General features: G+C 67.2%; 18 protein-coding genes. 7 read left to right on the top strand and 11 right to left on the bottom strand.

Translation table 11 applies throughout. The annotated features are described in order from the left end of the window. Positions 1-22 precede the first annotated feature (22 nt). The gene (locus BLT19_RS16945; RefSeq protein WP_091492768.1) at positions 23-1210 is read right to left on the bottom strand and encodes a class I SAM-dependent methyltransferase; all 1188 of its coding nucleotides are present in this window, start codon (positions 1208-1210) and stop codon (positions 23-25) included. Between the two features lie 164 nt (positions 1211-1374). Here BLT19_RS16945 and BLT19_RS17890 point away from each other — a divergent pair, with 164 nt between their 5' ends. The 3 genes from BLT19_RS17890 to BLT19_RS16930 all read left to right on the top strand — a co-directional run bounded on the left by BLT19_RS17890 (position 1375) and on the right by BLT19_RS16930 (position 6746). After that, a complete protein-coding gene (locus tag BLT19_RS17890) occupies positions 1375-2736 on the top strand; it encodes a hypothetical protein (protein ID WP_197672989.1) in 1362 nt (453 codons plus the stop codon). A 240-nt stretch (positions 2737-2976) separates the two neighbouring features. After that, positions 2977-4830, top strand: a complete 1854-nt coding sequence (locus BLT19_RS16935) for a dynamin family protein (protein WP_331710699.1) — start codon at positions 2977-2979, stop codon at positions 4828-4830. Between the two features lie 29 nt (positions 4831-4859). Continuing rightward, on the top strand, positions 4860-6746 hold the full coding sequence (locus BLT19_RS16930) for a dynamin family protein (protein WP_231917704.1): 1887 nt from the start codon (positions 4860-4862) through the stop codon (positions 6744-6746). A gap of 211 nt (positions 6747-6957) precedes the next feature. Here BLT19_RS16930 and BLT19_RS16925 read toward each other — a convergent pair whose 3' ends face one another. From BLT19_RS16925 to BLT19_RS16915, 3 genes are all read right to left on the bottom strand, one after another. Beyond that, positions 6958-7650 carry an IniB N-terminal domain-containing protein gene (locus BLT19_RS16925; protein WP_197672987.1) on the bottom strand — a complete coding sequence of 231 codons (693 nt, stop codon included), beginning with the start codon at positions 7648-7650 and terminating at the stop codon, positions 6958-6960. Between the two features lie 121 nt (positions 7651-7771). Further along, complete coding sequence (locus tag BLT19_RS16920) at positions 7772-10315, bottom strand: LuxR C-terminal-related transcriptional regulator (RefSeq protein WP_091492763.1); 2544 nt, start codon at positions 10313-10315, stop codon at positions 7772-7774. A gap of 18 nt (positions 10316-10333) precedes the next feature. Beyond that, the gene (locus BLT19_RS16915; protein ID WP_091492760.1) at positions 10334-12322 is read right to left on the bottom strand and encodes an Hsp70 family protein; all 1989 of its coding nucleotides are present in this window, start codon (positions 12320-12322) and stop codon (positions 10334-10336) included. 331 nt (positions 12323-12653) lie between these two features. Here BLT19_RS16915 and groES point away from each other — a divergent pair, with 331 nt between their 5' ends. Continuing rightward, a complete protein-coding gene (gene groES, locus BLT19_RS16910; protein ID WP_091492757.1) occupies positions 12654-12950 on the top strand; it encodes a co-chaperone GroES in 297 nt (98 codons plus the stop codon). A 74-nt stretch (positions 12951-13024) separates the two neighbouring features. After that, the gene (gene rarD, locus BLT19_RS16905) at positions 13025-13993 is read left to right on the top strand and encodes an EamA family transporter RarD (RefSeq protein WP_091492755.1); all 969 of its coding nucleotides are present in this window, start codon (positions 13025-13027) and stop codon (positions 13991-13993) included. 40 nt (positions 13994-14033) lie between these two features. Here rarD and BLT19_RS16900 read toward each other — a convergent pair whose 3' ends face one another. The 3 genes from BLT19_RS16900 to BLT19_RS16890 are packed head-to-tail and all read right to left on the bottom strand — an operon-like array spanning position 14034 to position 16803. Then, entirely contained in the window at positions 14034-14327 is a 294-nt protein-coding gene (locus tag BLT19_RS16900) for a metal-sensitive transcriptional regulator (RefSeq protein ID WP_091492752.1), read from the bottom strand. Continuing rightward, on the bottom strand, positions 14324-16591 hold the full coding sequence (locus BLT19_RS16895; RefSeq protein ID WP_091492749.1) for a heavy metal translocating P-type ATPase: 2268 nt from the start codon (positions 16589-16591) through the stop codon (positions 14324-14326). The genes BLT19_RS16900 and BLT19_RS16895 overlap by 4 nt, the downstream gene beginning before the upstream one ends. Next, positions 16591-16803: a heavy-metal-associated domain-containing protein gene (locus BLT19_RS16890; RefSeq protein ID WP_091492745.1), complete on the bottom strand. Its 213-nt coding sequence runs from the start codon at positions 16801-16803 to the stop codon at positions 16591-16593. The genes BLT19_RS16895 and BLT19_RS16890 overlap by 1 nt, the downstream gene beginning before the upstream one ends. A gap of 237 nt (positions 16804-17040) precedes the next feature. Here BLT19_RS16890 and BLT19_RS16885 point away from each other — a divergent pair, with 237 nt between their 5' ends. Then, positions 17041-18315, top strand: a complete 1275-nt coding sequence (locus BLT19_RS16885) for an ABC transporter substrate-binding protein (protein ID WP_091492742.1) — start codon at positions 17041-17043, stop codon at positions 18313-18315. Positions 18316-18456: 141 nt separating this feature from the next. Here the strand turns inward: BLT19_RS16885 and BLT19_RS16880 are convergent, their stop codons facing one another. The 4 genes from BLT19_RS16880 to BLT19_RS16865 all read right to left on the bottom strand — a co-directional run bounded on the left by BLT19_RS16880 (position 18457) and on the right by BLT19_RS16865 (position 22538). Further along, positions 18457-19221, bottom strand: a complete 765-nt coding sequence (locus BLT19_RS16880) for an ABC transporter ATP-binding protein (RefSeq protein WP_091494337.1) — start codon at positions 19219-19221, stop codon at positions 18457-18459. A gap of 8 nt (positions 19222-19229) precedes the next feature. Then, positions 19230-20102 carry an ABC transporter ATP-binding protein gene (locus tag BLT19_RS16875; protein WP_172825712.1) on the bottom strand — a complete coding sequence of 291 codons (873 nt, stop codon included), beginning with the start codon at positions 20100-20102 and terminating at the stop codon, positions 19230-19232. Between the two features lie 133 nt (positions 20103-20235). After that, the gene (locus BLT19_RS16870; protein WP_091492737.1) at positions 20236-21213 is read right to left on the bottom strand and encodes a branched-chain amino acid ABC transporter permease; all 978 of its coding nucleotides are present in this window, start codon (positions 21211-21213) and stop codon (positions 20236-20238) included. Between the two features lie 5 nt (positions 21214-21218). Then, positions 21219-22538, bottom strand: coding sequence for a branched-chain amino acid ABC transporter permease (locus BLT19_RS16865; protein WP_231917703.1), 1320 nt, complete (start codon positions 22536-22538; stop codon positions 21219-21221). A 256-nt stretch (positions 22539-22794) separates the two neighbouring features. Here BLT19_RS16865 and guaB point away from each other — a divergent pair, with 256 nt between their 5' ends. Further along, positions 22795-24297: an IMP dehydrogenase gene (guaB, locus tag BLT19_RS16860; RefSeq protein ID WP_091492734.1), complete on the top strand. Its 1503-nt coding sequence runs from the start codon at positions 22795-22797 to the stop codon at positions 24295-24297. The last annotated feature ends 147 nt before the right edge of the window (positions 24298-24444 follow it).

Below are 24444 nucleotides of genomic sequence, written 5' to 3'. Positions count from 1 at the left end.
GGTCGAGCTCGACGAGCGGATGTCACACCCGGTCGGCCAGGATCGCCGAGCGCTTCGACCCGATCCGCGTGAGGAAGAGCGTCGCCGACTCGCTGCCCTGCAGCTTCAGCGTGCGCCGCAGCACCGCCGGGTCGACATCGACGCCGCGCTTCTTGATCTCCAGCGTCCCGATGCCGCGCTCGCGCAGCGCGCGGGCGAGTGCGCGGGTGTCGGCCGGCAGCTCTTCCCGCACCCGGAAGCTCGAGACGAAGGGGCTGGTCAGCGCGGCGTCCGAGGTGAGATAGGCGATCTGGTCGGCGAGCATCCCGGCTTCGAGCGCCCGCGCCACCTCGCCGATCAGCCGGGCGCGGATCACGGCCCCGTCGGGCTCGTGCAGGTACGCGCCGAGCGGCCGGACCGGCTGGTCCTCGGCATCCGCCCCCGCCGTCAGCTCCCAGGCCGACTCGCCGCGCACGACCAGCGCCGCACGTCGCACGTCATCGCGGGCGAGCGCGCCCGACCAGAGCACGAGCTCGACCGTGGAACCCTCGGCGCTCACCCACTGCGCCTCGACGTCATCGGGGATCAGCGCCCGGTCCAGGCCCGGCCCGAGTTTGATACCGGTGGGCATGCGCTCCGCGAGCGCGAACGCCCACTCCAGCGACGGCGACCAGTCCTCCGGGCGCGTGCGCGAGGTCTCGGCGTGCCCGGCCGTGCGACGCGCGGGATCGAGCCACACGCCGTCGACGGAGGACAGATCGGATGCCTCGGCCCGCCCGGTCTGCACGGTGACCGTGTCGCCGAACGGCGCCAGGTTGTAGGCGGCGATCGCGGCGGTCACCTCGTCGGCGTCCACAGCCGTCACGTCGAGCCCGAGACCGGCCATGCCGAGGGCGTCTCCGCCGATGCCGCAACCCAGGTCGGCGACGCGCGCAATGCCGGCGTCGCGGAATCGCGCAGCATGGCGGCCGGCGATCGCCAGGCGCGTCGCCTGCTCGAGGCCGGCTTTGGTGAACAGCATCCGGTCGGCGAACGGCCCGAACTTGGCGCTCGCGCGCGACCGGAGCTGGGCCTGTCCGACGACGGCCGACACGAGCTCGGGGGAGTGCCCGGCCTTGCGCAGCCGCGACACGGTGCCGGTGACGTCGGCAGACACCGCCTGCGGATCGAGGTCGTCCAGCAGCCGCAGGCCTTCCGGGGTGAGCAGCGCGGTCAGCTCGGCCAGGTGCATCCCGCAAGCCTACGGACCGATCCCCGCGGAATCCCCCAAACCCCCACCCCGACCCCTAGGGGGTTTTCGGGATCGTGCGGGCTGATCCCCGATGTTGCTCCAGGCCCTTGCTCGCACACTAGAGAAACAGCCACACCGGCGAACCACAAACGTAAGGAAACACCATGGACCCTCTGCTCGAAGTTAGCGACAACTTCAATGACAACGTCGTCGGCAGCACCGTCGTCGAAGACAACAACGTTGCGTCGAACAACGACCTGCTCTCGAACAACGACGTCGATGTCGACGTCGAGGACAACAACGTCGGCAGCGTCGTCGACAGCGGCAACATCGACGACTCCGGCAACATCGTCACCGAGGACTCGGGCAACACCGGAAACGTGGTCGGCAACGACGACAACAACATCGGCAACGTCGTCACCGAGGACTCGGGCAATACCGACAACTCGCTGGACGTCGACGTCGAGGATGTCGCCATCGGCAACACCGACAACTCGGTAGACGTCGAGGACTCCGGCAACGGCAACTTCTCGGGCAACACCGACAACTCGGACAACTCGGACAACTCGGACAACTCCGACAACTCCGACAACTCGACGAACGACTCGGGTAACGGCAACGGTTCGCAGAACGGCAACACGTCGGACTCGGGCAACGGCAACGGCTCGCAGAACGGCAACATCGCCGTGGGCATCGCCGACTCGGGCAACGACAACTCGACGGACAACTCGGACAACTCGGACAACTCCGACAACTCGGACAACTCCGACAACTCGGACAACTCCGACAACTCGGACAACTCCGACAACTCGGACAACTCCGACAACTCCGACAACTCCGACAACTCGGACAACTCGACGAACGACTCGTACAACGACAACTCGGACTGGGAAGACAACTCGGACCACTACTCGAACAACGAGGAGTCGTTCAACAACTACACCGACTCGTTCAACACGACCACGCTGAACGACAACTCGGTCAGCAACGGTGTGCGTCAGTACAACCAGGGCTTCGGCGACTTCAACGTCGGCGGCATGGTCGGCAGCGCGGCTGCTGCGGCAGCCGCCGGTGCGGGAGAGCTGAACATCGCGATCGACAACCGCGCCAGCGCGGTCGACCAGTCCACGAACCAGAACATCTGGTCCGGTGGCGGCGACGTCAACCAGGCCTTCGGCCAGGAGGCTCAGGTCAACCTGGGCGACTGGGGCGCGGCCGCCGGCGACGACGCCAACATCGACAACTCGACCACGGACATCACCGTGGGCGACGTGTCGATCGGCAACACCTGGATCGACACCGCGATCTCGGACTCGTTCAACGACTACTCGACGAGCAACGAGTGGGACCTGGACGTCGAGGTCGAGGACTCGTTCAACGACTACTCGGACCACACCGACGTCAGCATCGAGGACTCGTTCACCAGCGAGATCGACGCGGAGTTCGAGAACCACCAGGAGTGGGAGAGCACGGTCAACGAGTTCAACGGCAACGACATCGCCGGCGACGACATCATCGACCTCTGATAGCGCTCTGACACACCAGCACTAACCTCTTGCCCGGCCGTCTCCTCGGAGGCGGCCGGGCAAGATCCATTTGCGGGGTGGTCCGCTCGCCCAGATCGCCTCTCGCCTGACCTCATCGGCCGCCCATGGCGTAGCGTTGTGCTCGGGGACTCGTACTTCAAAGGGGATGCACCTGTGGCTGGAAAGTCGACGGTTTCGAGAGTGGGCTCGGGCGATGCGGATGCTCTCACGCCTCCAGCGGTGAAACGCTCGACCACCACCGCTCTGGAGACCATGGTGGACAGCGTCGGCAAGCTCGCCGCATCCACCGGACGCGACGATCTGGCTAAGCGACTCGAACACACGCAGGTGCGCCTGCACGATCCCAACGTGCGGGTGATCGTGGTGGGTGAGTTCAAGAAGGGCAAGAGCAAGCTGATCAACGCCCTCGTGAACGCTCCGGTCTGCCCGGTTGATGACGATGTCGCGACAAGTGTTCCCACATCCGTGGGCTACGCCGACACGCCGGGCGCGTGGGTGCTGGTGCAGGAACCGGGCGAAGAGGGCAAGGTCCGTCGAGAGCCGATCGCCCTCGAAGAGCTCTCCCAGTTCGTGTCCGAGAGCGGCAACCCGGGCAATGAGCGCAAGCTGATGTCGGCAGAGGTCGTCCTGCCGCGCGAGCTGCTCAAGGGCGGTCTGCGCCTCGTCGACTCTCCGGGCGTGGGCGGGTTGGACTCCGTGAATGCGCTCACAACCCTTGCCGCCCTGTCGTCGGCTCACGCGGTCCTTCTCGTCTCGGATGCCTCGCAGGAGTACACAGAGCCCGAGGTGCAGTTCCTCAAGCACGCGATGCGGGTCTCTCCCAACGTCGCCGCTGTCCTCTCCAAGACCGACCTCTACCCCCAGTGGCGCGAGATCGAACGCATCGACCGGTCGCACCTCGGCGACGTGGGCGAGGTGCCGATCTTTTCCGTCTCGAGCGACCTGCGACTTCTCGCGGCAGAGGAACGCGACCGCGAATTGAACGACGAGTCGGGATTCCCGGCGCTCGTGGCACACCTGCGGCGCGAGGTCCTCGGCCGCGCAGAGGACATCCACACCCGCAGCGCGATCCATGACGTCGCCTCGGTCGTCGATCAGCTGAAGATGTCCGTGACGTCCGAGCTGACCGCCATCTTGCACCCCGAGGACACACCGCGAATGATCGCGCAGCTCGAGGACGCGAAGGCGAAGGCCGACGAGTTCCGCGGGCGCTCGTCACGTTGGCAGATCACGCTGAACGACGGTGTCGCCGACCTCATCTCAGATATGGAACACGATCTTCGTGATCGCCTCCGCAAAGTGATGCGTGAGGCCGAGAACGCCATCGATGAGGGCGACCCGGGCCCCATCTGGGACCAGATCACCGAGTGGCTCGACCAGCGGATCTCGGCTGCAGTCTCGGAGACATTCGTTTGGACCGATGAGCGATCGAGATGGCTGTCGGAAGAGGTCGCTGAACTCTTCATCGAGGGTGAGGGGGAGCTTCCGGTCATCCAGGTCGGCGACACGGAGGGTGTCCTCGACGCCGTGGACTCGATCGCACACCTCGATTCAGGACAGATGGGCGCCGGCGAGAAGATCTTCATCGGCGTCAAGGGGTCATACGGCGGTGTGCTGATGGTGGGACTCGCGACCGGACTGGTGGGCTTGTCGCTCATCAACCCCATTTCGCTTCTCGCCGGAGTTCTCGTCGGACGCCGAGCATTCCGTGAAGACATGGGCTCACGGCTGAACCGTCGTCGATTCGAGGCGAAGAACCTCGTGCGTCGCCACATCGACGAAGTGCAGTTCCAGGTCGGCAAGCAGCTGAAAGACCGTCTGCGGATCGTCCAGCGGTCCGCGCGAGATCATTTCGGCAGCATCGCTGACGAACTGCATCGCTCGCTCTCGGACTCGGTACTGGCCGCCAAGCAGGCCGCTGGCACCTTCGCTGCCGGCCGGGAGGAGCGGATCAAGGTGCTCAACGCGCAGATCCAGCAGATCGAGACGCTGCGGGCTCGTATTCCCGCACTGCCGCCTTCGGCGCTGGGGGCGAGACCTGCGCCCGCTCAGGTCGAGGCCGCGCGACGGTGAAGGCATCCGTCCGCGACGACGCTGGTGCGTTGATCCGGTCTTCTCTCGCGCTGTACGAAGACGATCCCGTCTCCACAGCAGTGCTGACCGAGCTGGAGCGCCGGCTGAACGAGCCGCTGCGCCTCGCCCTCGCGGGAATGGTCAAGGCGGGGAAATCGACGCTGCTCAACGCGATGCTCGGCGAGGAGATCGCGCCCACGGACGCGGGCGAGTGCACGCGCATCGTGACCTGGTACCGCTACTCGGCGACGCCGTCGATCACGCTCCATCCTCACGAGGGCCCGCCCCGCAGGATGCCCGTGCGTCGCGAGAGAGGCAGGCTCGTCCTGGACATCGGGGGCACCCCGGCCGAGGAGGTCGCCTGGATCGACATCGGCTGGCCTTCGACGGGACTGCGCTCCGCCATCCTCATCGACACTCCCGGCATAGCCTCCCTGTCGGTGGACGTGTCCGAGAGGTCGATGAAATTCCTCGTACCTGAGCAGGAGACATCCTCGGCCGATGCGATCGTGTACCTGATGCGACACCTTCACGCCTCGGACTTGAAGTTCTTGGAGTCGTTCCGCGACACGGCGGCGGGTGCGTCGCAGACGGTCAACGCGGTCGCGGTGCTGTCGCGCGCTGACGAGATCGGATCGGGACGCATCGACTCGATGCTTTCCGCAGGCAAAGTTGCGCGTCGCTACGAGCGCGACGGCGAACTCAGTTCGCTCTCGCTGGGAGTCGTCCCCGTCGCCGGTCTGATGGCGGAGAGCGCACGTACGTTGCGCGAGAGCGAATTCGCCGCCTTCCGCGAACTCGCCAGGATCGATCGAAAAGATCGTGAGCGCTTGATGGTCTCGGCGGATCGGTTCGTCAAGCCCACGGACAGCACCACGCTGTCAGAACTGGAGCGTCGCGACCTTCTCGGCCGGTTCGGCATCTTCGGGGTCCGACTTGCCACTGCGATCGTGCGTGGAGGTGCTGCCGACTCGTCAGAGCTCGCGGAGCAACTCGTGCAGCAGAGCGGGCTCAACGAACTCGAGCAGTTCGTGCGGCTGCAGTTCCGGACGCGCGCAGCAGCATTGAAGGTGCGCGGAGTCCTCGGCACGCTGGAGCGTCTTCTCAAGGATGACCCGCGTCCCGGCTCCGACGACGTCCTTGCAGGAATCGAGCGTATCCACGCGACCACCCACACCCTCCGGGAGCTGTCGCTCCTGTCGAAGGCGCGGTCATCCGGCCTGCCGTTGGAAGCAGAGGATGCTGCCGTCGCAGAGCGCATCATCGGCGGTGCCGGCGCGACCGCCAGCGTTCGGCTCGGACTGCCTGAGGATGCGGATCAGGAGCAGCTTCGGGAGAGCAGCGTCGAGCAGCTCGCGTACTGGCGTGCCTACAGCCAGTCGCCGCTCACCGAACGCGGCTCCGTCGAGGTGGCGCGCACAGTGATCCGCAGTCTCGAAGAGATCGCGTCAGAAGTCGGTGCCCCCCGCGTCGGCGATCCCTCGTCTGACGTCGTGTCGGCGAGCGGTCCAGGCGAGAGCGCCTCGGAAGGTGCTGAACAGGAGGGCGAGGAGGGCGAACGCGACTTGGATCAGCATCAACTGTCTGAGGAGTGGACCGTGCTCGCCGATGGCGACGATCTCCAGGGAGAGCAGGAAGACGAGTACCTGGGCGATCACGGTGGCAAGCTGCCACCAGCGGACATTCGGCTTGCGACTCGTGAACGAGACGAGCAGGGTGACCTGGATGAGGAGCAAGCAGACGAGGGCGCCGAAGACCGCCCAGTAGATGATGTCCGCGGCGGTCTTGTACGTCTCGTCTGGTCGTCCTTCCGCGCGCGCTTTCACCGCTTCCGTGACGACCGGCATGAGGTCCTCCCGGATTACGAAGAGGAAGACGATCGCGATGGCGCCGGTGAGAAGACTGAGAACCCATAGGAACTGACTGAGCCGCACCGAGAACGGTGGTGGGAGCTTGGTCAGCACCGGGGGCGCGTTCGGGCTCGCGGTCGCAGGTCGCTCAGGCGCTTCGCGCTTCGGCGCCTCGTACGGCGGCGGAGGAACGGGTGGGCGCGCGCCAGCGCGCCCTGACTGAGTCAGGGCGCGCGGGGGCGGGGGTTGGTCCGGCCGATCGGTCATGTCGTAGAACCTAGAGGTTCTCCTCCGCCTCGAAGTCCTCCGGGGCGTCGGTGATCATGACGCTCGTCGTGTCTGTGACGTCGGTGTCGCTCTCGTACTGGAACGAGTCGTCCACCGCGACATCGACGTTCGTCGACTCGTCATTGAACGAGTCCTCGGCCTCTGCCTCGATGTCCACGTCGGTGTTCGTCGACTCGTCGTCGAACGAATCCGTGATGGTCGTGGTCGTTTCTTCGTTGCCGATCGCGACGTCGCCGACGGTGACATCCGTGTCGGAGTTGTCGACATCGGCGTCGTCTCCGGCAGCTGCACCGTGATCGCCGAGGTTGACGACGGCTTCCTGATCGAAGAGCTGGTTGACGTCACCGCCCTCTGTCCAGATGTTCTGGTTGACCGACTGGTCGACGATCGAGGACCGGTTGTCGATGGTGAAGTTGTTGGAGATGTTCATGATCTCCTTCTCCACCGACGGGGGTCCCGGAGGGCCAGGGGGCGGGGGCTTCGGGCTGGGATGCACGTCCGGTCGGTCGACGACCACGGGCGCGACGGCGCGCACGTCATCGACGCAGACGCTGCTGAGCCCATTGCGAGCGAGCACGGCTTCGGGCTCGTCGGCGAACTCTGCAGCTGCGGCCGGGTCGTGCAGCAAACTGAGAATGAACTCAATAAGCGCATCGGCGATCGTTGCCAGCGGTGTTGTCATGATCCTGCTCCTGTCACTGCGTGAAATCTCTTCGAGACTATGTCGCTACGGTCGGTGGTGAATCGGGGGTTTCCCCGAAACGTATGGGGTTTCGAAGGGGGGTCTTGGGGGTCGACGCGGTTCATCGGCCACTCCTCTCCGGAATCGGCCCGGTCGCGGGCTGAAGAGCAACGCGAAGCTTGGCGATGAGGTCAGAGCGTGATGTCGCTCCCAGCCGTCGCCGGATGCTCGCGATGTGGTGCTCGGCCGTCCTCGGCGAGATGAAGATGGTCTCGCCGATCTCCGCATACGTCTTGCCCTGAATCACCAGGCGCGCGACGTCGACCTCGCGGTCGCTGAGCACGGAACCGTCGAGCGAAAGCGTTGCTTCGTCTTCAGAGGCGGACGTCGGAGTCCGGCCGGAATCCTGTGGATGCAGCTCCCGCGCGCGCGCCAGGAGGCGCGCGGACACCTTCCGGTCGGATGACTGGTTGGCTCCATACCCGGCGAGGCGCGCGGCGTCCCACGCGAGCCCGATCGCGGCCAAGTCCTGCGCGGCCTTCTCGACGGCATCGACGTCCGCGCTGCCGGCCAGAACCGAGCTCCACGTCCTCCCGGCGCTGGCCATCGTCGCCGCCACCGAACTCACGGGGGCGGCTTCCACGAGTGCACGGGCGTGCGAGCCGAGAGTGTCGGGGCGGTTCACGAGGATGCCGTGCTGGATACCCGACCATCTGAGCTGTGTCGCCCACACCGCCGGCGACCCGATCGATTCCACGATCGCGAGCGCCTTCGCGAACTGCGTGTCCGTGGCTGCGTCGTCACCGAGCCGTGCGGCAGCACTGACGAACTCAGCGAGCGGATGCAGCGTGAACAGGTCGACGTCGATTCGCTGCAGCGAGTCCCGGGCGCGGTCCCACGCCGACTTCAGGGCGGCGGTGTCCTCCCAGCGCCGGGCGATCGCCACCTGCAGCGCCTGCACCATCAGATCGTCGCGCGGAGATGGGTGCGGTGCGATCCGCATCGCATCGGCGAGAGCGTCACGCGTCTCGGCCGGCCGCACCCGCAGCATGGACACCCACGCCCGCCACAACAGCAGACGAGGACGCGCCCACTGCCCGCCTTGACCGGCTTCGAGGGCCGCCTCGATGACGGATCGGGCGGTGGTCAGATCACCCAGATTGATCGCCACGATCGTGGCGATCACCGCGGGGATCTCTGGAATCGGTGCGGAGCTGTGCGAAGACGAGTAGAGGTGCGAGGCGCGTACGAGGTCGGCGAGTGCCTCCTCCGCAGATCCGTGGCGCAACGAGGCGCGCAGTCCGCGTCCCAAGAGCTCCATTGCGACGTGCACGGTCGTCGGCGCTACGTCAGCACCCGTGTCGATGTCGGCATCGGCACCTGCGTCGCTCCGGCCGACGCCGATCTGCGCGATCAGCGCACGCGTGCGCGCATCCGCCGTGCTCGGCGGAATCGCGCGGTAGAACGCGCTTCCCATCTCCAGCATGCCGCGCGCCGACCATGTCGCGGCGCCCGTGTCGGCAAGTGCCGGGTCATCGCCCTGGCCGGACGACATCGCCGCATCCACCAGGAGCGCCGCCGAATCGAGATCTCCGCGCGCCCACGCAGCACGCGCGCGGTTGGCCGCGACGTCTGTCGCGGGCGTGCCGACGCTGACCGCCAGCGCGTACAGCTCCTCGGCACGGCGTGGATCCGAGTCCACCAGTGCGTCCGCGCTTGCCGCCAGCGCCGCACCGAGTCGTCGATCGTTGATCTGGGTCAGCCACTCGCCGTTGGTTCCGATGCCCGCACCGTTGACCCCCAGCTCCGTGATGTAGCCGACCAGCCGTCGCGTGGGAATCGCCGCGCGGACCGCCGAACGCACGACCGGCACAGTCTGCCCGTTCCGGAGCAGGAGACCCTCCGAATAGCCCTGCGCGATCAGGTCGTCCAACTGCTCAGCTCGATCGGACTCGCCGGTCGGAAGGATTTCATAGGCGTCGAAGCTCAAGGTCTCGATCGTCTGGCGAAGGTCGGCCGGGGCGGCATCGATCCTGTGGGCGATGCTCTGCTCGAGGATGCCGGCGAGCGACGCGTGTGTCGGATCATCAGCACAATCCCGGTCGTCGTGTGCGGAGATCGCTGCCGACACCAACCACGAGACCCCGCCGGTCAGCCGAAGGATGAGATCGAGGCATGTGGGTGACAGTTGCCGTTCATGGCTGTCGAGGTAGTCGAGCACATCCGATCGGGACACCTGCCCCAGAACGATCGCCGGCTGACTTCGCTCGAGACTCCGCGTGATGTCGGTCAGTGTCTGCGACTTCGGCCAGGGGCGGCCCGCGACGACGAGACCTGTGCTGGGGTCCTCTCCCCGTGCACGGATGCGGCGCAAGGTCTTCTCGTCGAGTAGATGCACGTCATCAACCAGAAGGACATGCGCACTCGGCATCGCTTCGAGGTCGGTGTCGGCACGAAACAGTGTCCAAGGCGTGTCGTGCTCGTCGAGCAGGAACTGGAGTCGGCGCAGCACGGCAGTCTTTCCTGCCCTAGCGTTGCCGGAGATCACGATGCGAGCGATCCCGGCATCGATGGCCGCCGCATCGAGCGCTGAGGCAGCGAGGTTCGCGCCGGTGAAGTACGTGACGTCGACGAAGGCGCCCCGTGGGCGGGCAGCGGTAGGCATGGTGCTCAGGCGCAGGGGTCAGACGGCCGGGTGAGCGGGGACGGGCCCGGACCCGCGCGCCGCTGGAGGGCTGTCCACGTCGGATCCGCCGTCGACGTCGGTAGCGCCGCCATCGACGTCGACGCTCGTGATGTCGACGCTGCCGTCGGTGGTGGTCCCGTCGGTGGTGGTCCCGTCGGTGGTGGTCCCGTCGGTGGTGGTCCCGTCGGTGGTGGTGCCGTCGGTGGTGGTGCCGTCGGTGGTGGTCCCGTCGGTGGTGGTCCCGTCGGTGGTGGTCCCGTCGGTGGTGGTCCCGTCGGTGGTGGTCCCGTCGGTGGTGGTCCCGTCGGTGGTGGTCCCGTCGGTGCTGGTGCCGTCAGTGTCCTCGCCCCCGCCTGTGGGTGTCGGGGTCTGCGTCTCGCTCGGGGTCGGCTTCGGTGTCGGCTTGGGTGACGGCGAGTCGTTGGAGGGCGTCGGCTTCGCCGACGGCTTGGCCGGGTCGGAGATCGTCTTGACGTTCGTCGTCTCGCGCGTCTCGGTCGTCTTCTGCGGCGCGCGACGCTGCGTTGCGGGTGAGCGGCTGTCAGTCTGCTCCTGCGGCGCGGACTCGGCGACCGGACCGGGGACGGCAGACGCCGGCGCGGGCGGAGCCGCCACCGTGGGGTTCACCTTCGACCAGTCGACCAACGGCTTGACGGTGCTGGCAGTCGGCGTGAAGAAGAAACCGGACCCTGCGGTGAAGGTGCTTCCGAACACGATTGCGCCGGCGATGAGGACCGCGCCGCCCGCAAGGGCGAGGGTGTGGACCTTGCCGGTCTTCGGGGCGGCGGCGTTGACGGGCGCGGCGAGGGTGGCGACAGCGCCGGCCGGCTGGAAGAGCTCCAGCGCTGCATCTCCGGCAGGCTCGATGAGCGCCAGCTCCGACCCCACGCCGAGATCGCGATCGTTGTGACGCACCAGCCCGGTCAGCGCTGCGCCGAGCGCGATGGATGACTTCGGATCGGCGTCGATCGCCGTCGGCCGGTCGAAGCGCTCGGAGAGTTTCTGGGTCACCAGTGGGATGCGCGAGGAACCGCCGATGAGAAGGATGCACTCGATGTCGTCGCCGTCGACGCCGCCTTCCTCGAGCGCGTCGTCGAGCGCGTTGATGGTCTTCTCGAGCGACGGATCGATCATCGACTCGAATTCGGACCGCGTCAGACGGATACGCGCGCTGCGCGTGGGCAGCAGGACGGGGATGGTGGCATCCGAGTCGAAAGAGAGCGCCTCCTTCGCGTCGACGCATTCGCGGCGAAGCTGGGCCAGCGCGAGCCGCGTGTCGGGATCGGCCGGGTCGAGGCCGATGACCTTCGCGGACTGCAGCACGTGCCGCAGAACGGCGTCATCGAAGTCGGCGCCGCCCAGATTGTCGATGCCGACGGGGTTCCCGACGAGGGCGAACGCGCCAGAGGCGTCCTTGCGGAGAAGGACGGCGTCGAACGTGCCGCCGCCGAGGTCGTAGACGGCGAGCGTCTGGCCGACGGCCAGGGGGCGGTAGAACTCGTAGCTGCGGGCTGCGGCTTCCGGCTCGGAGATGAGCTCCACCTCGCCCACACCTTCGACCTCGAGCGCGGCGAGGATGAGGCCCAGCCGATGGGGCCCCCACGTGGCGGGATGCGTGAGCGTGATCGAGTCGGGACGGGCGCCTTCACGTTCCGTGACCTGCTCCACGACCATCGCAACGGTGTGCGCGTACAGCTGTTCTGCGGGGATCGATCGACCCGCCACGACGAGCGGAATCTCGTCGCCCACGCTTCGTTTGAACTCTCGGATGAGACGGTCCGGCTGCGCGACACCGCGGCGCTCAGCGGCATCGCCGACCAGGAGTTGTCCGTCCTCCGCAACGAAGACGACCGTCGACACGCTGTCGCTGCGTCGACCCAACGCGAACGGCGTCGTGAGGATGCTGCCGTCTGCCGCGAGTCTGGCTGTGGCGGCCGCGACGCGGCTCGTCCCCACATCGACCGCAAGGTGGTACTGCTCGTTCATGCGTATAGCCCCCGAACTCTTTGCGCGGGCCCCGTTACCCCGCGCAGCAGACAGACTTCGTCGTCCTGTAATGCGACTACCGTCCCCATGAAGTGGTAGAAGCTGGCTGCTCTCCGATGATACAACTCACGCCATGTTTCTGGGAGGTTTCTCAGAAATGGACCCGTGCGATTTGTTCGGAGCGGCCGCGCGATCGGATTGCACGTCGACGGACGTCACGTTCTGGCACTCACGTTGCATGAGTGCCAGCCCTTCCCTAGACTGGAATTAGCACTCTCAGGTGGAGTTTGCTAATCCAGTCTTGAAGTTTCAAGGAAAGCAGAGGTAGACCGTGTCGGTTTCCATCAAGCCGCTCGAGGACCGCATCGTCATCCGTCAGGTCGAGGCAGAGCAGACCACCGCGAGCGGTCTGGTCATCCCGGACACCGCCAAGGAGAAGCCCCAGGAGGGCGAGGTCGTGGCGGTCGGCCCCGGTCGCATCGACGACAACGGCAACCGTGTTCCGCTCGATGTCGCCGTGGGCGACCGCGTGCTGTACAGCAAGTACGGCGGCACCGAGGTGAAGTTCGGCGCTGACGAGTTCCTCGTGCTGTCGGCTCGCGACGTGCTGGCCGTCGTCGTCCGCTAGGACTTCGCGCACCATTCCAACAGGGCCCGGATGCTTCGGCATCCGGGCCCTGTTGCGCGCTCTACGCTGGGGGAGTGACCCGTGATCCATCCGCAGCCCAGGCCGCGGCATCCGGCACACCCGATCCGGCGCGAGAGCGCGCCCTCGGCGGGGTCTACGCGTTCAGCGCGTACTTCCTCTGGGGATTCCTCCCGCTCTACTTCCTGCTCCTCCTGCCCGTCGGGCCCTTCGAGCTGGTCGCGTGGCGCATCCTGCTGTCGCTGGTGTTCTGCATCATCCTGCTGACGGTGCTGCGGGGCTGGGGTCGCCTCGTCGCGATCATCACGCAGCCGCGACTGCTGATGTGGACGGCGCTCGCCGGTGGCCTCATCTACATCAACTGGCAGGTCTTCATCCTCGCCGCCCTGACCGGGCACATCATCGAGACCAGCCTCGGGTACTTCATGAACCCGATCGTGACGGTCCTGCTCGGAGTCTTCATCCTGCGCGAACGGCTGCGCCTGACGCAGTGGCTCGCGCTCGGGCTGGCTGCCGCGGCCGTCATCGTGATCGTCATCGGATACGGCGCGTTCCCCTGGATCGCGCTGAGCCTGGCGTTCTCGTTCGGCCTGTACGGCTTCGTCAAGAAGCGCATCGGACCGTCCGTGGACGCCGTGAGCGGCTTGACGCTGGAGTCCGCGTGGCTGGTGCCCGTGGCGAGCGTCCTGCTGATCGTCGTCGCCTCGACCACGGGCCTGGAGATGGGACAGAACGGACCGCTGCACACGCTGCTTCTGAGCCTCGTGGGCGTCGTCACGGCCATTCCGCTGCTGCTGTTCGCGGCCGGAGCCCGACGATCGAGCCTGACGACCATGGGACTGCTGCAGTTCGTCGCGCCGATCCTGCAGTTCATCATCGGCGCATGGCTCCTCGGCGAGGAGATGTCGCCGGCGCGCTGGATCGGGTTCGCCCTGGTGTGGCTGGCGCTGACGATCCTGTCCGTCGACTCGATCCGCCACGCACGCAAAGCCCGCGGGGTGTCGGACGTGGGCGAACTGGTCTGAGCCCGTTCGTGCCGCGGAGCCGGGGTGTGCGGGGCTTCGGCTAGCGCACCAGCCGCGCGATCGCGGCCGTCGCCTCGGCGATCTTCGCGTCGGCCTCGTCGCCGCCCAGGCGCGCCGCGTCCACGACGCAGTGCCGCAGGTGGTCATCGAGCAGCCCGATCGCGACGGCCTCCAGCGCGCTGGTCAGCGCGCTGATCTGGGTGAGGATGTCGATGCAGTACTTCTCGTCCTCGACCATGCCGCGCACGCCGCGGGCCTGGCCCTCGATCCGCTTGAGGCGATTGAGGTACTTGTCCTTCTCGGTGATGTAGCCGTGCGAGGCGTGATCGGTCATGCGGACTCCAGACTCTTGAAACGCCGCAGGCGCAGGCTGTTGCCGACGACGAAGACGCTGGACAGCGCCATCGCCGCACCGGCGATCATCGGGTTGAGCAGGCCGAGCGCCGCCAGCGGGATCGCCGCGACGTTGTACGCGAACGCCCAGAACAGGTTGACGCGGATGGTGCCGAACGTCCGTCGCGACAGCCGGACGGCGTCGGCGGCGCTGCGCAGATCGCCGCGGACGAGGGTGATGTCGGATGCCTCGATCGCCGCATCCGCTCCGGTGCCCATCGCCAGGCCGAGGTCGGCCTGGGCGAGCGCGGCGGCGTCGTTGACGCCGTCGCCGACCATCGCCACCACGCGCCCCTTCGACTGCAGCGCACGGATCGCCTCGAGCTTGCCGGCGGGAAGCACGCCGGCCAGGACCCCGTCGATGCCGACCTCGTCCGCGACGCGGCGGGCGACCGTCTCGTTGTCGCCGGTCAGCAGCACGGGTTCCAGGCCGAGCGCCCGGAATCGGCCGACCGCCTCCCGGCTCGTCGGCTTGATCGCGTCCGCCACGACGAGCAGGCCGCGTGCGGCGCCGTCCCAGGCCACGAGGACCACTGTGGAGCCGGATGCCTCGGCATCCGCCTTCGCGGAGGCGAGCTCCGGAGGCAGGTGGATCGCCCAGTCGGCCAACAGCGATTCACGCCCCACGACGACCGCGTGGCCGTCGACCATTCCCGAGACACCCAGCCCGGGCGTCGCGGCGAACGATCCGACGGGCGGCAGGTCGCCGACCTCCTTCGTGGCGGTGACGGCGATGGCGCGGGCGATCGGATGCTCGGAGGCATCCTCCACCGCCCCGGCGAGGCGCAGCAGTTCAGCGCGCGCTGCCGCGGCATCCGCCTGCTCGTCGGTGAGGATCACGTCGACCACGCTCATCCGGCCCGTCGTCACCGTCCCGGTCTTGTCGAGGACGATCGTGTCGACGGCGCGGGTCGATTCGAGCACCTCCGGTCCGCGGATCAGGATGCCCAACTGGGCGCCCCGCCCGGTTCCGACCAGCAGCGCGGTCGGTGTCGCGAGTCCGAGGGCGCACGGGCACGCGATGATCAGGACCGCGACGGCGGCGGTGAACGCGGCCGCGGCCGGGAAGCCGAGGAGCAGCCACGCCGCCAGGGTGAGGACGGCGATTCCCAGCACGATCGGGACGAAGACGCCCGAGATGCGGTCGGCGAGACGCTGCACGTCGGCCTTGCCCGACTGGGCCTCCTCGACGAGGCGCGCCATCTGGGCGAGCTGCGTGTCCTGACCGACGCGCGTCGCGCGCACCACGAGGCGACCGCCGACATCGACCGTCGCCCCGACCACCGCGTCGCTCGCGCCGACCTCGACGGGCACCGATTCGCCGGTCACCATCGACATGTCCACCGCGGAGGTGCCGGAGACCACGACTCCGTCGGTGGCGATCTTCTCTCCGGGCCGCACGACGAACTCGTCGCCGACCTTCAGTGCCGAGACCGGCACGCGGGTTTCGATGCCACCGCGCAGGACGGCCACGTCCTTGGCGCCGAGTTCGAGCAGCGCCCGCAGGGCGGCACCGGCGCGGCGCTTGGAGCGCAGCTCGAAGTACCGGCCCGCCAGCACGAACATCGTGACGCCGGCCGCGACCTCCAGATAGATGTCGTCCGCGCCCTCGGAGGGCTGGATCGTCCACTCGAAGGCGTGCATCATGCCCGGCATGCCCGCGCCTCCGAGGAAGAGGGCGTACAGCGACCACAGGAACGCGGCCGAGACGCCGATGGAGATGAGTGTGTCCATCGTGGCGGCGCCGTGGCGCAGGTTCAGCCAGGCGGCGCGGTGGAACGGCCAGGCCGCCCACACGACGACGGGCGCTGCCAGGGTGAGCGAAAGCCACTGCCAGTACTCGAACTGCAGGACGGGGATCATCGCGAGCAGGATCACCGGCACGGCCAGGACGACGGCACCGATCAGCCGCTGGCGCAGCGATGTCAGCTCGCGGTCCTCGGGCTCGGGCCCGCTGGAGGGATCGGCTGCCGGGGGAGCCGGAAGGACGGCGGTGTAGCCGGTCTTCTCGACCTCGTCGATGAGCAGTCGGGCATCGAAGCCGTCGGGGGCGGTCACGGTCGCCTTCTCAGTGGCGTAGTTCACCGAAGCCGTCACGCCGTCGAGCCGGTTCAGCTTCTTCTCGATGCGGTTCGCGCAGGAGGCGCAGGTCATTCCGCCGATCTCGAGCTCGATGCGCGAGTTCGGCAGCACCGCGGCATCCATCAGCAGCGCACCGCCTCGTACCCCGCCTCGTCCACGGCGGCCAGGACATCTGCTTCGGGCAGCGGCTCGGCGGAGGTGATGACGAGGATGCCGTCGGCTGCGCTCACAGCCACCGATTCGACGCCCGCGAGCTTGCTCACTTCGCCCCGCACCGCCGCTTCGCAGTGTCCGCAGGACATTCCCGTCACCCGGTACTCGTCGATCGCCGCCATCACCCACACCTTCCGTTCGATACCCCTAGGGGGTAGGTCGCCGAGTGAAACGCTATACCCGCGAAGGGTATTCCGGGCCGCTTCGCCGAATTACGGGCGTCGTCTCCGTTGGTAACGATTGGGTCGCGTTACAAACCGTTAACGAACGGCAACATTCGCGAGACCGCTACCGGTTTAGGTTTAGTGCACTGGACAGGCGCCCGAGTCTGCCCGCGTTCATACACAGCAAGGAGCACCATGAGCGTCTTTTCCCGAGGCAACGCCTCCCGCTCGCGCCTGCGGACGGTGATCGGCGGTATCGCCGTCGCCGGAGTCAGCGCGCTCGTCTTGGCCGGATGTTCCGGCGGCGGCGGCACGGCAGACCCCTCCACCTCCTCCGGTCCGAGCGAGGAACTCACCCTCAAGATCGGCACCGTTCTGCCTCAGACCGGCAGCCTCGCCTTCCTCGGCCCGCCCGAGGAAGCCGGCGTGCAGCTGGCCGTGAACGAGGTCAACGAGGCCGGCGCCGGCATCACCGTCGACGCCACGTTCGGCGACTCGGGTGACGCCGACAACAAGGCCTTCGAGACCACGGTCCCGAAGCTCCAGAGCGAAGGCGTCTCCGCCATGATCGGCGCGGCGTCGTCGGGTGTGTCGAAGCTGTTCCTCGACAGCAACGTCTCCGAGGGCATCATCACCTTCTCGCCCGCGAACACCTCGCCGGACTTCACGACGTGGGATGACAACAACCTCTACTGGCGCACCGCTCCCAGCGACCTGCTGCAGGGTGAGGTGCTCGGCAACCTGGTCGCCGAGGACGGTCACAAGAACATCGCGATCATCTACCAGAACGACGCCTACGGCACCGGTCTGTACGGTGTCGTCAAGGAGGTCTTCGAGGCTTCCGGTGGAACCGTCGTCGCCGACGCGTCCTACAACGACGGCGACACCTCGTTCGACGCGCAGGTCGCGACCGTGACGGCTGCGAACCCGGACGCGATCGTGCTGATCACGTTCGACCAGTTCGCGACCATCGCGCCGCTGCTGGTGAATGCCGGCCAGTCCGCCGAGAACTTCTACCTGGTCGACGGAAACCTCAAGCAGTGGGGCACCGACGTGTCGGTCAGCCTCGAGGGCGCCAAGGGCACCACGCCCGGACCCGTGCTCGCGGACGACTTCCAGGAGCGCCTGAACGACGCCTGGACCGCTGAGGGCAACTCGGACCTCGAGGACTTCTCGTACGCAGCGGAGTCCTATGACGCCGTGATCCTGCTCGCCCTGGCTTCGCTGGCCGCCGGTTCGACCGACGCCGCTGACATCGCCGAGAAGCTGCAGGAAGTCTCCGGCGGTTCCGGCGACGGTGAGAAGTGCGACTCGTTCGAGGCGTGCGCCGAGATCATCAACGGTGGCGGCGTCGCCGACTACGACGGCTACTCCGGTGGCGTCGCGTTCGACGACGCGGGCGACCCGACCGAAGCGACGATCGGTATCTTCCAGTACAAGGCCGACAACACGCACGAGCGCATCAACTAGTTCCTGCGCTTGTCGGAAGGGCCCCGGATGCTTCGGCATCCGGGGCCCTTCGCGTTGCGCGTGACGGAGGGAGCTCGGCAGAACGAAACGGAGAGCGGATGCCTCGCGGCATCCGCTCTCCGTTCGTGTCGGCGCGGGGGTTCAGACGCCGTCGGCGCCCAGCGTTCCGAGATACAACCCGATGACCTTCGGGTCGTTCAGCAGGTCGCGACCGGAGCCCTCGTAGGCGTCGCGGCCCTGGTCCAGGACGTAACCGCGGTCGCAGATCTGCAGGCAGCGGCGGGCGTTCTGCTCGACCATGATCGTCGTCACGCCGGCCTTGTTGATGTCGGAGACGCGGATGAACGCGTCGTCCTGCCGGACCGGGGACAGGCCGGCTGAGGGCTCGTCCAGCAGCAGCACCGACGGGTTCATCATGAGTGCCCGCGACATCGCCACCATCTGGCGCTCACCGCCCGAAAGCGAGCCGGCGCGCTGCTTGAGGCGCTTGCCCAGCTCGGCGAAGATGCCGGTGACGAACTCGAGGCGCTCGCTGTAGATCTTGGGGTTCTGGTAGAGCCCCATCTGCAGGTTCTCCTCGATGGACAGCGACGGGAACACGTTGTTCGTCTGCGGCACGAAGGCGACGCCCCGCTGGACGAGCTTGTCGGCCTTCAGCCCGACGATGCTCTCGCCGTTGACGGTGATCTCGCCACCGCGCACCTTCACGAGCCCGAAGATCGCCTTCAGCAGCGTCGACTTGCCGGCGCCGTTGGGCCCGATGATGCCGATCAGCTCGCCCTGCCGGGCGATCAGGTTCGTGCTGTTGAGGATGTTGACGCCCGGAAGGTAGCCGGCCACGAGGTCGGTCACCTCGACGACGACCGCATCGGTCTTGGCGACCGACCGCTCGCCGGCATGGCTCATGTCGAGGGTCACTTCTTCTCCTCCGCCTCGGCGATCGAGGCCTCTTCGACCTCGTGGATCTCGGCGAGCAGCTCTTCGGCTCCTTCGCCCAGCTCGCCTTCGAAGCGACCGGTGATCACACCGAGGTCGACCTCCTGGTGACTGCCGAGGTAGGCGTCGATGACGGCCTTCTCGTTCATCACACTCTCCGGCGGGCCCTCGGCGACCACGCGGCCCTCCGCCATCACAACGACCCAGTCGGCGATGTGGCGGACCATGTGCATGTCGTGCTCGACGAAGAGCACTGTCATGCCGAGGTCCTTGAGGTCGAGGATGTGGTCCAGCAGCGACTCGGTCAGGGCCGGATTGACCCCGGCCATGGGCTCGTCGAGCATGACCAGCTGCGGGTCGCTCATCAGCGCGCGCGCCATCTCCAGGAGCTTGCGCTGACCGCCCGAGAGCGATGCGGCGAAGTCCTTCTCCTTGGCGTCGAGTTTGAACCGCTTGAGCAGATCGCGAGCCTTGTCCTCGATGCCGGTGTCCTGGCTGCGCCAGAACGCGGGGATGAAGCTCGTCCAGAACTTCTCGCCGCGCTGCCCGGTCGCGCCCAGCTTCATGTTCTCCAGCACCGTGAGCAGCGACAGCGCCTTCGTCAGCTGGAAGGTGCGCACCTGTCCCATTCGGGCGACCTTGAACGCCGGAATGCCCGAGAGGGTCTTCCCGTCGAACGACCACGTCCCCGTGTTCGGCTTGTCGAAGCCGCACAGCAGGTTGAACAGCGTCGTCTTGCCGGCACCGTTGGGTCCGATGAGCGCAGTGATGGCGCCGCGGGGGATCTCGAGATGGTCGACGTCGACGGCGGTCAGACCGCCGAACCGGCGGGTGACGTTGTCGACCACCATGATGGGGTCGACCTTGGGGACGCCCGGAACTGACTCGCCTGCGGCCAGTCCCTGCGTCTTGGGGCGGCGGACGCTGCCGGTCGTGGGCACGGTCTCCGCAGAGCCGTACTCCCTTTCGCCACTTGAGGCGCCGTTACTTGACAAAGGTCATCTCCCTCTTGTCGCCGAGGATGCCCTGCGGTCTGAAGATCACCAGGAGCATGAGGGCCACACCGACGAGGATGTAGCGGAGCGTTCCGGCCTGGATGGCGGTCATCGGCAGGATGCCGGCATCCGCCATCTCCGGAAGCAGGTTGCCCAGCAGCGCGATGACGACCCAGAAGATCACGGCACCGAGCGAGGGACCGAAGACCGTGGCCGCACCGCCGAGGAGCAGGATCGTCCACAGGAAGAAGGTCAGCGACGTCGTGTAGCTGGAGGGGACGACCGCCGAAGGCAGGACGTAGACGATGCCGCCCATCGCGCCGATGCACCCACCGACGACGAGGGCCTGCATCTTGTAGGCGAAGACGTTCTTGCCGAGCGAGCGCACGGCATCCTCGTCCTCACGGATGCCCTTGAGCACACGGCCCCACGGACTGCGCATCAGCGACCAGACCAGCAGAATCGCCAGGGCGAGCATGAGCAGACCGAAGACGCGGACCCAGAGGCCGGTCTCGTTGAACGTCCATGGCCCCCAGCCGTACTGGCCGGGCGGGAACGGGTTGGCCGCCCGGAAGCCCTCGTGGTAGCCGCCGAGGCCGTCGGCGGAGTTCGTGAACTGGTCGAACACCTGGGTGGTGAACAGCAGTCGCACGATCTCAGCCGCCGCGATGGTGACGATGGCGAGGTAGTCCGAGCGCAGTCGCAGGGTCGGGATACCGAGGATCACGGCGAACAGCGCCGCGGCCAGCAGCCCGATGATCATCGCGATCCACCACGGGATGCCGAAGCTCAGCACCGAGATGGCGTAGCCGTAGCCGCCGAGGGCCATGAAGCCCGCCATACCGAAGTTGAGCAGTCCGGCGTAGCCGAAGTGCACCGCGAGGCCGGTCGCCGCGAGCGCGTACGCGATCGTGACGGGGCTCAGGATGTAGCTGAGCGTGTTCGAGAGAATTGCTCCCCAATCCATGGCCGCTACCCCAATCTTTCTTTGCGACCGAGCAAGCCCTGAGGTCTGACGAGCAGGATCAGGATCAGAACGACCAGTGCTCCCGCGTACTTGAGGTCGGACGGGATCCAGAGCGTGGAGACCTCGACGACGATGCCGACGATCAATGCACCCAGCAGCGCCCCGAAGGCGGTGCCGAGACCGCCCAGGGTGATCGCCGCGAAGATCAGCAGCAGCATCTGCGTGCCCATGTCCCATTTCACGCCGGGGCGGAAGTACGCCCACAGGATGCCGGAGAGCGCCGCCAGGACGCCGGCGAGGACCCACACGATGCGGATGACGCGATCGACGTTGATGCCCGATGCCGAGGCGAGCTGCGGGTTGTCCGAGATCGCGCGCGTCGCCTTGCCGATCCGGGTGCCCAGCAGGAAGTACGCCACGAACAGGATGACGACGATGCTGACGCCCATGCTGATGAGGTCGATGTACGACAGCGAGATCGGCCCGAACTGGATGGGCGCGGGGCTCGCGCCGGGCAGCTGGTAGGTCCTGCCGCCGATGAAGTACTGGAACGTGTAGCGCAGAGCGAGCGAGAGGCCGATGCTGACGATCATCAGCTGAACGACCCCGAGGCCTCTTCGCCTGAGTGGTCGCCAGAGGCCGGCATCCAACACGAGCCCGAGCACGCCGCCCATGACCACCGCCAGGATGATCCCGATCCAGAAGGGCAGGGACCAGAAAGAGGTGAGGACCAGCGCCATCAGGGCGCCCCAGGTCACCATCTCGCCGTGGGCGAAGTTCGACAGGCCGGTGGTGCCGTAGATGAGCGATGCGCCCATCGCGGCCAGCGCCAGCAGCAGCCCGAAGTTCAGCCCGTTCACGAGGCGCACCATCAACTGGTCGAAGAACGATTGCGTGACGCGTTCACCCTCACCGAGGAACAGGTTCACGATCTTCGAACCGGTGAGTCCGAACTCCACCTCCTGCGAGGCGGACTCGCCGTCGACGATCACGCCGTCCGGGAGCGTCGACTCGTCGACGGTGAGCGTGTAGGTCTCCTTCTCGGGGACGTACAGGCGCCAGCGGCCCTCGGCGTCGGTGATGGTCTCGGCTTCGAAGCCACCGCCGGAGACCGACACGGTCACATCCGGCACGCCCTTCTCCTCGAAGGTGATGACACCGCCGAAGTAGAAGTCCGTCGCCTCCTGATCGCCGCCTGGCGTGTCCGGCGCCGCGGCGAACGCGCCCGGGGCACTCAGGAACACAATCGCGGCTGCCAGCAGCGCGCCGAGAACGGCGACCAGCCAGGGCTGGACCCGTCGAACGTGTGAAGTCGTGGGACTCACAAAACCTCCAGTCCGCTGTCGCGCGCCGAGGCTCGGGTCGCACAGCGCTGATCAACGACGGTACGAGCGTAATGTGTCGTTCTTGTTTCGCCTACAACAACTCTCCCCGGTCGTGATGGATCCGAGACCTTGGTATGGTGCCCGGCTCGAGGAATGAATCCGCGCCCGGGCGGCTTAGAATTCAGTACGGCGCGTTCTTCGCGCACCGGCCGTCGACGTCCACCTCGATCAAGGCGCCGCGCGCGCAGGAGAACTCATGGAGCACAACGACCCGTTCGGTTTCGTCGGACTCACGTACGACGACGTCCTCCTGCTGCCCGGTCACACCGACGTGATCCCGAGCGAGGCCGACACCTCGTCCCGCGTGACCCGGCGCATCACGGTCGCGACCCCGCTGCTCTCCAGCGCGATGGACACCGTCACCGAATCCCGGATGGCGATCGCGATCGCGCGTGAGGGCGGCATCGGCATCCTGCATCGCAACCTCTCCATCGAGGAGCAGGCCGCGCAGGTCGACCGCGTGAAGCGCAGCGAGTCGGGCATGATCTCGAACCCGATCACGACGACGCCCGACGCGACCATCGACGAGGTCGAGTCGCTGTGCGCGCAGTTCCGCATCTCGGGACTGCCGGTGGTCGACCCCGACGGCCGCCTGGTCGGCATCGTCACCAACCGCGACATGCGGTTCGTCTCGGGCTTCGAGCGCTCCACGACGCTCGTCAAGGACGTCATGACCAGCGACGGCCTGGTCACCGCGCCGGTGGGCATCGGCGCCAACGACGTGATCGCGCTGTTCGCCAAGCACCGCGTCGAGAAGCTGCCGCTCATCGACGACGAGGGCAAGCTCGCCGGTCTCATCACCGTCAAGGACTTCGACAAGAGCGAGAAGTATCCGCTCGCCACGAAGGACGAGCAGGGACGCCTGCGCGTCGGCGCTGCGATCGGCTTCTTCGGCGACGCCTGGCAACGCGCCGAGGCGCTGCGGGATGCCGGCGTCGACGTCCTCGTGGTCGACACCGCCAACGGCCAGTCCGCCGGGGTCATCGATCTCGTCACGCGGCTCAAGGCCGATCCGACGTTCGCGCACATCGACGTCATCGGCGGCAACGTCGCCACCCGCGAGGGCGCGCAGGCGCTGATCGACGCCGGTGTCGACGCCGTGAAGGTCGGCGTGGGTCCCGGCTCGATCTGCACCACGCGCGTCGTGGCCGGAGTCGGCGTGCCGCAGGTGACCGCGGTGTACGAGGCATCCCTCGCCGCCCGCGAAGCGGGCATCCCGGTCATCGCCGACGGAGGCCTGCAGTACTCGGGCGACATCGCGAAGGCCCTGGTGGCCGGCGCCGACACGGTCATGCTCGGCTCGCTCCTGGCCGGCACCGACGAGTCGCCCGGCGAGATCGTCTTCCAGGGCGGCAAGCAGTTCAAGCAGTACCGCGGCATGGGATCGCTCGGCGCGATGCAGACCCGCGGGAAGAAGACCTCCTACTCGAAGGACCGCTACTTCCAGGCCGACGTGCCCTCGGACGATAAGCTCATCCCGGAGGGAATCGAGGGCCAGGTCGCCTACCGCGGACCGGTCGCCGCCGTCGCCTACCAGCTGATCGGGGGTCTGCGTCAGTCGATGTTCTACGTCGGCGCCCGCACGATCGACGAGCTCAAGGCGAAGGGCAAGTTCGTCCGGATCACCGCGGCGGGGCTGAAGGAGTCGCACCCGCACGACGTGCAGATCGTCGTCGAGGCGCCCAACTACAAGAAGTAGCGGCCGGCGCGCGGCCGGGGTCGCCGCCGCCGTTTCGGTGGCAGTTCGCGCGGGCTCGGTGGCGCTGAACCCGCAGATGCTGCCACCTCGCGATGGCGGGGTCGTGGCGGGGCTGCTCATGGGACGGGCTGCTCATGGGCGGGGTGG

This window comes from Microbacterium pygmaeum, assembly GCF_900100885.1.
In the GTDB taxonomy this organism is placed as follows: Bacteria; Actinomycetota; Actinomycetes; order Actinomycetales; family Microbacteriaceae; genus Microbacterium; species Microbacterium pygmaeum.
This window is presented reverse-complemented; position numbering and strand designations above follow the sequence as displayed.